Origin of the sequence: Mesorhizobium sp. M00.F.Ca.ET.216.01.1.1 (assembly GCF_004010325.2) — a bacterium.
In the GTDB taxonomy this organism is placed as follows: domain Bacteria; phylum Pseudomonadota; class Alphaproteobacteria; order Rhizobiales; family Rhizobiaceae; genus Mesorhizobium.
In genome coordinates this window covers 1-316 of record NZ_SADR02000384.1, presented here as the reverse complement: position 1 = coordinate 316, position 316 = coordinate 1, and the positions used below count along the sequence as shown (strand labels likewise).

1 protein-coding gene is annotated in these 316 nt (G+C 66.5%); it reads left to right on the top strand.

The window, feature by feature from the left end; all coding sequences use genetic code 11:
- The coding region (locus EN859_RS36595) for an aminotransferase class III-fold pyridoxal phosphate-dependent enzyme (protein WP_135913706.1) at positions 1-316 on the top strand (316 nt) is incomplete at both ends.

The window sequence follows — 316 nt, the reverse complement described above, 5'->3', positions numbered from 1 at the left end:
ACGGCATCAGGGCCGGCGCCCGCCTGATGGCAGGGTTGGAGGAGCTGAAGGACCATCCGCTCGTCGGCGATGTACGCGGCCGCGGCATGCTTGCCGCGATCGAACTGGTGGTGGACAAGCAGAAGAAGACGCCGCTTCCCGCGTCGGCCATGCCGGCGCGGCGCGTCTTCGACAGGGCGTGGGACAACGGCCTCATCATCCGCGCCTTCGCGCAGGGCGTTCTTGGCTATGCGCCTCCGCTGTGCTGCACGGATAGCGACATCGATGCAATCATCGAGCGTACGCAACGCACGCTTGACCAGCCTCTGGACGATCC